This window comes from Bacteroides coprosuis, assembly GCF_020741705.1.
GTDB lineage: Bacteria > Bacteroidota > Bacteroidia > Bacteroidales > Bacteroidaceae > Bacteroides_E > Bacteroides_E coprosuis.
Window position 1 is genome coordinate 1 of sequence record NZ_DYYK01000033.1, and the last position, 7844, is coordinate 7844.

5 protein-coding genes and 1 pseudogene are annotated in these 7844 nt (G+C 35.1%); 5 read left to right on the plus strand and 1 reads right to left on the minus strand.

The window, feature by feature from the left end:
* Together K8V80_RS02140 and K8V80_RS02145 are read left to right on the plus strand one after the other, a co-directional pair.
* Window positions 1-1292: 2-oxoacid:acceptor oxidoreductase subunit alpha (locus tag K8V80_RS02140; protein WP_276775128.1), on the plus strand; the 1292-nt coding region annotated here is incomplete at its 5' end.
* Window positions 1292-2305, plus strand: a complete 1014-nt coding sequence (locus tag K8V80_RS02145) for a 2-oxoacid:ferredoxin oxidoreductase subunit beta (protein WP_006743807.1) — start codon at window positions 1292-1294, stop codon at window positions 2303-2305. The genes K8V80_RS02140 and K8V80_RS02145, both read left to right, overlap by 1 nt.
* A gap of 314 nt (window positions 2306-2619) precedes the next feature.
* On the opposite strand, the gene K8V80_RS02150 is transcribed toward K8V80_RS02145, so the two are convergent.
* Entirely contained in the window at window positions 2620-3312 is a 693-nt protein-coding gene (locus K8V80_RS02150) for a ComF family protein (RefSeq protein WP_276775131.1), read from the minus strand.
* Between the two features lie 336 nt (window positions 3313-3648).
* Between K8V80_RS02150 and K8V80_RS02155 the strand changes: the two genes are divergently transcribed.
* The 3 genes and pseudogenes from K8V80_RS02155 to K8V80_RS02165 form a co-directional block, all read left to right on the plus strand.
* The gene (locus tag K8V80_RS02155; RefSeq protein ID WP_276775133.1) at window positions 3649-4197 is read left to right on the plus strand and encodes an NUDIX hydrolase; all 549 of its coding nucleotides are present in this window, start codon (window positions 3649-3651) and stop codon (window positions 4195-4197) included.
* A gap of 83 nt (window positions 4198-4280) precedes the next feature.
* On the plus strand, window positions 4281-7301 hold the full coding sequence (locus tag K8V80_RS02160) for a tetratricopeptide repeat protein (RefSeq protein ID WP_276775135.1): 3021 nt from the start codon (window positions 4281-4283) through the stop codon (window positions 7299-7301).
* A pseudogene (locus tag K8V80_RS02165) lies at window positions 7301-7844 on the plus strand (TonB-dependent receptor); the annotation flags it as partial. The gene K8V80_RS02160 and the pseudogene K8V80_RS02165, both read left to right, overlap by 1 nt.

Genomic DNA, 7844 nt, shown 5'->3' on the forward strand with positions numbered 1-7844 from the left:
ATGAAAAGTTTGGTAAAAAGAAACCCGAAATAGCTAAGGCAAATATAAAGGTGCTGCATGATGGTTATAACTATGGTCATAATATTCATGCTTCAGTATCTACTTACCGTATTGAATCTAAAGGTAAAAAAGAAAAAGGATTCTATATGGATATTAGTGGAAACCAAGCCACATCTTATGGACTTGTTGCTGCAGCAGAAAAAGCTGGTTTACAGCTATTCTTAGGTTCTTATCCTATTACTCCTGCGACAGATATTCTTCACAACTTATCAAAACTAAAAGAACTTGGTGTAATTACCGTTCAGTGTGAAGATGAGATTGCTGGATGTGCTAGTGCTGTAGGTGCTGCTTTTGCAGGCTGCTTAGCCGCAACTTCCACGTCTGGTCCTGGTATATGCTTGAAGAGTGAGGCGATAAACCTTGCCGTTATTACAGAATTACCTCTTGTAATTATTGATGTCCAACGTGGTGGTCCATCGACAGGTATGCCTACAAAATCTGAACAAACCGACTTGCTACAAGCTATGTATGGTAGAAATGGGGAGAGTCCAATGGTTGTGATTTCTGCAACTTCTCCTGCAAATTGTTTTGATGCTGCATTTTGGGCTGCAAAGATAGCGTTGGAGCATATGACACCTGTTATTTTACTTTCTGATGCTTATGCTGCAAATGGTGCTGCTGCATGGAAAATACCAGATTTATCTAAGTATCCCGAAATTAAACCTCACTATGTGAAGCCAGAGATGAAGGGGAATTGGAAGCCCTATAATAGAGATGAAACAACGAAAGTTCGCTATTGGGCTATTCCTGGAACAGAAGGTTTTACACACCGTGTAGGGGGTCTTGAAAAAGATTATGAAACTGGAGCGATTAATACAGAAGCAAAAAATCACCAAAAAATGGTGAATACTCGTCAGGCTAAATTAGATTATATCTCTAATTGTATTCCTGATCTTGAAGTAATGGGCGATGAAGATGCTGATACTCTAATTGTGGGCTGGGGTAGTACCTATGGTCACTTATATGCAGCGATGAAGACACTTAGAGAGTCTGGTAAAAAAGTAGCCTTTACGCATTTCCAATTTGTTAATCCTATGCCAAAGAATACTGTTGAAGTAATGAAACGCTATAAAAAGATAGTCGTTGCAGAACAGAATATGGGACAGTTTGCTTTGATTTTAGGAGGTAAGATACCAGGATTAAATATCCATAGGTATAACCGTGTAGAAGGTCAGCCTTTCAGTGTAGAAGATCTTGTTGAAAACATTACTAAAATTATGGAGGAAAAATAATGAGCGAACTAAAATATGCACCAAAAGATTATAAGAGTGATCAAACATTACGCTGGTGTCCTGGTTGTGGAGACTATGCCCTAATAAACTCTTTACAAAAAGCCATGGCAGAACTAGGTGTTCCACCTTATGAGACAGCTGTTATATCAGGAATCGGATGTTCTTCTCGATTACCTTATTATATGGGTACTTATGCTATGCATACTATCCATGGTCGTGCAGCAGCAATTGCTACAGGAGTGAAAGTGGCTAATCCACATCTTACCGTATGGCAAATATCTGGAGATGGTGATGCTTTAGCAATTGGTGGTAACCACTTTATTCATGCTATTCGTAGAAATGTAGATATTAATATTGTACTCTTGAATAACCGTATTTATGGTTTAACTAAAGGTCAATATTCTCCGACATCTCCTCGTGGTTTTGTTTCTGTTTCGTCACCTTATGGTACCGTAGAAGATCCTTTTAGACCAGCAGAACTTGTATTTGGAGCTCGCGGACGTTTCTTTGCTCGTTGTGTAGATGTAGATAGTGCTCCTTCTGTTGATGTTCTTGTTAAATCGGCTCAACACCATGGTGCGGCTGTAGTAGAAGTTCTACAAAACTGTGTAATATTTAATAAAGGTTCACAGGCACTAGTTGCTACAAGAGAAGGCAGGGCTAACAATGCTATTTATCTAGAGCATGGAAAACCAATGATTTATGGACCAGAAGGAGAATTTGGCCTTGTACAAGATGGTTTTGGTGTTAAATCTGTCCGTATCGGTGAAAATGGTATTACAGAAAAAGATATCCTTGTTCACGATGCTCAATGTGAGGATAATACTCTTCATATGAAACTAGCTTTAATGGATGGTACTGACCTTCCTATTGCATTAGGAGTAATTAGAGATGTTAAAGCTCCTTATTATGATAAGTGTATCCATGATCAGATTGAGGACGTAAAGCGCATTAAGAAATCAAGAAGTATTACTGATGTGATGATGTCACAAGATATTTGGGAAGTGAAATAATTCACTAACTATTAGATTTTGGAAAGCCTGTCTAGTTTTAGACGGGCTTTTTTTATGCGGATATTTATTAAAATAGAAGTTGTATAAAAATTCAATAGAATAAAGGATGAATTTGTTGAAATATTCTGACCCTGACAAGATACTAACATGACACCGACATGATGATATTTTGACTGAGTTAAAACATCATCATGATCCAGAGAAGTCATTTTTATGGTTAAAATTAAGAAATATATTTTCTAATTGAATTTTTATGCATAACTGAAAAAGGTTGTGAACTGATTGGTTTGAATGGAGTAAAGATTATAAAGTCTTTATTCTCTTGTAAGAGCAAAGGTGAGAATAGATACTTTTACATTCATTTCCGACTTTAATAAACTGCAACAAGCTGTGAGTGTAGCACCTGTTGTGAGTACGTCATCTACGAGAAGAATATGCTTTCCTTCCATTCTTTTATTTGGATTGAGCTGAAAAACATCTTCTGTATTCGTTCTTCTTTCATAAACACCCTTTCGAGTTTGCGATTCGGTAAATACTCCTTTTTGCAGGGTATCACAGTCTATCGGAATAGAATAAACTCTTTGTATTCCTTTACTTAGCCATAGTGATTGATTATAGCCTCTTAGCTTTTCCTTTTTAGGATGGATAGGTACTGGTATAATAAAATCAATAGTCTTGAAAAAACAGGGGTCGATACCTTGTGCCATGAGTTGTCCCAAAGTAGTACCTAATTGATAATATCCTTTATACTTTAAATTATGTAAGAGATGATTGAAATTTGATCCTTTTTCATAATAAATAAAAGACATGACCTTTTCTACTTCTACCAACCCCCAGAAGATTTTGTCTGCTTCATTAACCTCAGAATAGGAGAGCCGAGTAAGAGGAAGCTGATTAAGGCAAGACAAACAGATATATTGTTCTTTTTCATATAAGGCTCTCTGGCATATCATACAAGTAGGGGGATAAATGACATCCAAAACACTAGTTAGAAGTTGTTTTATCATAAATTATCAGTAAGGCTTAGTGTTATATTCATAGTGCTTTTCATATTGTCTTTTTACTAGTAAATAGAGGGAACTTGTTTGCTGAGCTATGCTGTAAGCTAGTGCTTTGTTAAGCTGTTTTTACGAAGTAAAATTAATGAATAGTTTTAGATTTATGGATTGTGTGCATAATAATATGTATTGAATTTTTGTGCTTTTATTAGTTGTTCATAGAATTGGAGTTGGAAAACAGACGGCCGAGTTAAATCTTAAAGGGTGTCTAAATGCTTGTTTGATACAGATAGTTAAGTGTTTCTTTTATTTTTTAGTATTTTTGTAGTATATAAAAATAATTCTATGGAACATCCATTAAATCAATTTGTTAACTGTCCTAAATGTGGCTCATCTCATTTTGTGAATAATAACGAGAAATCCAAAAGATGTGAAGATTGTAAATTTGTTTATTATTTTAATCCTTCTGCTGCTACAGTTGCAGTAATATTAAATTCTAAAAATGAAATACTTGTAGCATTAAGAGCGAAAGACCCTGGAAAAAACACTCTAGATCTCCCTGGAGGGTTTGTCGATGTTGATGAAACAGGAGAGGAGGCTGTTTGTCGTGAGGTTAAAGAAGAAACAGGATTGGATGTTTATAAAACACAATATCTTTTTTCTATTCCTAATCTCTATATTTATAGTGGGTTCACAGTACATACTTTAGACTTGTTTTACTTGTGTTATGTGAAAGATACCTCTTATCTTTTAGCTCAAGATGATGTGGCTGCTACTCGCTTTATTCCCATGGAGGAGATTGAGGTTGAAAAATTTGGATTAAGATCCATTCGGGAAGGCCTAAAAAGGTTATTGGAAAATAAAGAGTTGCTTTGTTATAAACAAGTTAAATAAATAGCTGTTAATAATAATTACAACCGAGATGTTGTTTTATATTTGCAATGTTTTAAACACTTATCTAATTGAGAATATATAATATGAAGAAGAAATTAATCCGAGGACTATGTGTGCTATTGGTTAGTGCACCAATCGCACTTCACGCTCAAACGAGTACTGCGATAACTTCTCCAGACAGACTTTTTAAAGAAGGTAAAACCTTATTTCAAAAAGAGAGTTTTGCTGCAGCAATCCCCTCTTTAAAAGCATTTGTTGCTAGTAAACCTTCTGCTTCTTTAGTTCAAGAAGCCAATTTTATGTTAGCTGTATCTGCTTATCAATTAAAAGATAAAAATAGAGTAAAAATACTAGAGGAATATTTGAATGATTACCCAGATTCTCCTCATGCGAACTATATAAATGGGTTATTGGGCTCTTCCTATTATTTTAATGAACAGTATGAATATGCTTTGGCCTATTTCAACTCAGTTGATCTAGATTATCTATCCAATGAAGATAGAGAAGACATTATGTATCGACAAGCTACTTCTTATCTTAAAGTAGATAAGTTAAATGATGCAGTCGCTTGGTTTGAAACATTAAGAGTTACGAGTACAAAGTATGGTAAAGATAGTCAATACTACATTTCTTATATTCGATATACTCAAGGTAAATATGATGAAGCATTAAAAGGCTTTTTGGCATTGCAAGCGGATGAAAAATATGGAGAATTAGTACCTTACTATATTGCTTCTTCTTACTTTATTAAAGGACATTATGATAAAGCTCAAATCGTAGCCGAAGGCTATCTCTCTCAATATCCTAATCATAAATACAGTGCAGAGATGTACCGTATTCTAGGTGAGGCTAGCTTTCAATATGGACAATATGATAGAACAATCAGTTCTTTAGAACAATATGTTGCTTCAGGCAATAAGTTGAGCCGAGGATCAGCTTATATGCTAGGTATGGCTTATTATAATACTGGCGTATATAGTAAAGCTGTGCGTAACTTGGGACTTGTTGTAACAGAGAAGCAAGATGAACTTACTCAAAATGCTTATCTAAATCTTGGACTTAGTTACTTACAACTTGCTGATAAAACCAATGCACGTATGGCTTTTGAGCAGGCTTCTTCAATGAATGCCGACTTAGCTGTTAAAGAGCAAGCTTTATACAACTATGCATTGTGTATTCATGAAACCTCTTTCTCAGCATTTGGTGAATCTGTAAATGTGTTTGAAAAATTTTTAAATGAATTTCCCTCTTCTCAATACACCGATAAGGTTAGTGATTATTTAGTTGAACTATATATGAATACTCGTAGCTATGATGCTGCATTGAAGAGCATTGCTCGTATTGACAGACCTAGTGCTCGTATTCTAGAGGCAAAACAGAAGCTTCTTTTCCAGATGGGAGTTCAATCTTTTGCTAACTCTGAGTTTAATGAAGCTATTGAATACTTCTCTAATTCATTAGTTCTTGGTCAGTATAATCCTCAGACTAGAGCAGAAGCGGCTTATTGGAGAGGGGAATCCTATTATAGATTAGATAAAGTAGCTGAAGCATCACGTAACTTTAAAGATTATCTTACTTTGACAAAAAGTAAAAGTGGAGAAACGTATGCATTAGCTCATTATAATTTAGGATATATTGCTTTTAATCAGAAAAACTTTTCTGAGGCTGAAAACTGGTTCTCTAAATACACACAGTTGGAAACAGGCGATAATCGCGAAGCATTAGCAGATGCTTTCAATAGGCGAGGAGATTGCTACTTACATAGTAGAGCTTTTATTCAAGCAAAAGGGAATTATACCAGAGCATTGAATACTTCTGCTTCTGTAGGTGATTACTCTATCTATCAGATGGCTTTAGTAGCTGGATTACAAAAAAACTACTCTGAAAAGATTAATCTTTTGTCTAGGCTAGCTAATGAGTATCCAGAATCACCTTATGTAGCCCAAGGTTGGTATGAAAAGGGACGAAGCTTTGTACAACAACAAAATAATAGTGAAGCAATTCGCTCCTTTCAGCAGTTGATACAAAAATATCCAGAAAACCCAATTAGTCGTAAGGCTGCAGCAGAAGTAGGACTTCTCTATTACCAAGATGGAAATTACAATGAAGCGATTAAAACATATAAATGGGTTGTCCAAAAATATCCAGGAAGTGATGAGGCTCGTATGGCAATGCGTGATTTAAAATCACTCTATGTTGATTTAAACCGTGTTGATGAGTATGCTACATTAGCAGAATCAATGCCAGGAGGAATTCGAATGGAAGTTACCGAGCAAGATTCTTTAACATATATTGCAGCAGAAAAAATTTACTTAAGAGGTATGAACTCTGAGGCTAAAAATAGCTTTGAAAGATACCTTGATAAATATCCTGCAGGAGCATTTAGTTTAAATGCACATTATTATTTAAGTGTGATTGCAGGTAAACAAGGGCAAAATGAAGATGTAATTACACATACTTCAAAATTGCTGAGTTATCCTGATAATCCTTATTATGAAGAAGCTTTGATTATGCGTTCAGAGTTAGCGTATAAACAAGGTAACTATACAGAATCTCTTGATTTTTATAAAAAGTTGAAAGATAAAGCTTCATCTCCTGAAAGAATTTTGATGGCACAGACTGGACGTATGCGTTCTGCTGAACATCTAAATAATAATAGTGAAATTATCTTGGCTGCATCAGATTTATTGTTGACAAGTAAACTTACTCCAGAACTTAAGACAGAAGCTCTTTACAATAGAGCAAAAGCTTACTTGGCTGAAGGAAAACAAGAAGCGGCAATGAAAGATTTGATAATCCTTGGTGGAGATACTCGAACTATTTATGGTGCAGAAGCAAAATATTTAGTTGCTGAAAACTTGTATAAAGCAAAAAAATATGGAGCTGCTGAAAAAGAAATTCTTCAGTTTATAGAACAAAGTACTCCACATGCATATTGGTTGGCTAGAGGTTTTGTTCTCCTTTCTGATGTGTATGTTGCTATGGGTAAAAACTTAGAGGCAAGACAATATCTATTAAGTCTGCAACAGAACTATAAAGCAGATGACGATATTGAATCTATGATTACTACTCGATTAAATAAACTTAAAAGCGAAAACGAATAATGAAAAAGATATATATACTTTGCGCAACGTTGCTAGGTCTAGGAATAGATGCTACTGCACAAAATATAGCACCTATAGATACTACTCTTAATCGTACGGTAGTTGTAGAAAAAGAATATAACCCAATAATACAAGGTGCTTCAAAAGTGAATGTTTTACCACAAGTAGAAGATCCTACAATTTCTCAAAAAGAGGTAGAATATGCTTTAGGATCTGTATCTGCAAAAGCTGTTCCTGTAGCCCTTATCAAACCTTTTGTGGCTAAAGAATACGAAGGAAAAACTTTGCCAGGCTATTTGAGATTGGGTTATGGTAATTATGGCAATTTGGATGCTCGTGCACATTATACATTCTCTATTACTCCTAAAGATCAATTGAGCTTTGACATTACATCTTACGGAATGAATGGAAAGCTAACATCTCCTTTTGAGGGAGAGCCGAAATGGAAAGCTCGTTATTACAAAACTGTTGGAGGCATAGATTACAAGCATCAATTTGATCTTGTTGATTTGAATGTTTTTGGAGGCATGGGCGTTCATAACT

What these genes read in the sequence shown, in the direction of transcription:
- K8V80_RS02150 (WP_276775131.1), bottom strand. Translation starts at nt 3,312, where the DNA reads ATGATAAAACAACTTCTAACTAGTGTTTTGGATGTCATTTATCCCCCT.
- K8V80_RS02160 (WP_276775135.1), top strand. Translation starts at nt 4,281, where the DNA reads ATGAAGAAGAAATTAATCCGAGGACTATGTGTGCTATTGGTTAGTGCA.
- K8V80_RS02155 (WP_276775133.1), top strand. Translation starts at nt 3,649, where the DNA reads ATGGAACATCCATTAAATCAATTTGTTAACTGTCCTAAATGTGGCTCA.
- K8V80_RS02145 (WP_006743807.1), top strand. Translation starts at nt 1,292, where the DNA reads ATGAGCGAACTAAAATATGCACCAAAAGATTATAAGAGTGATCAAACA.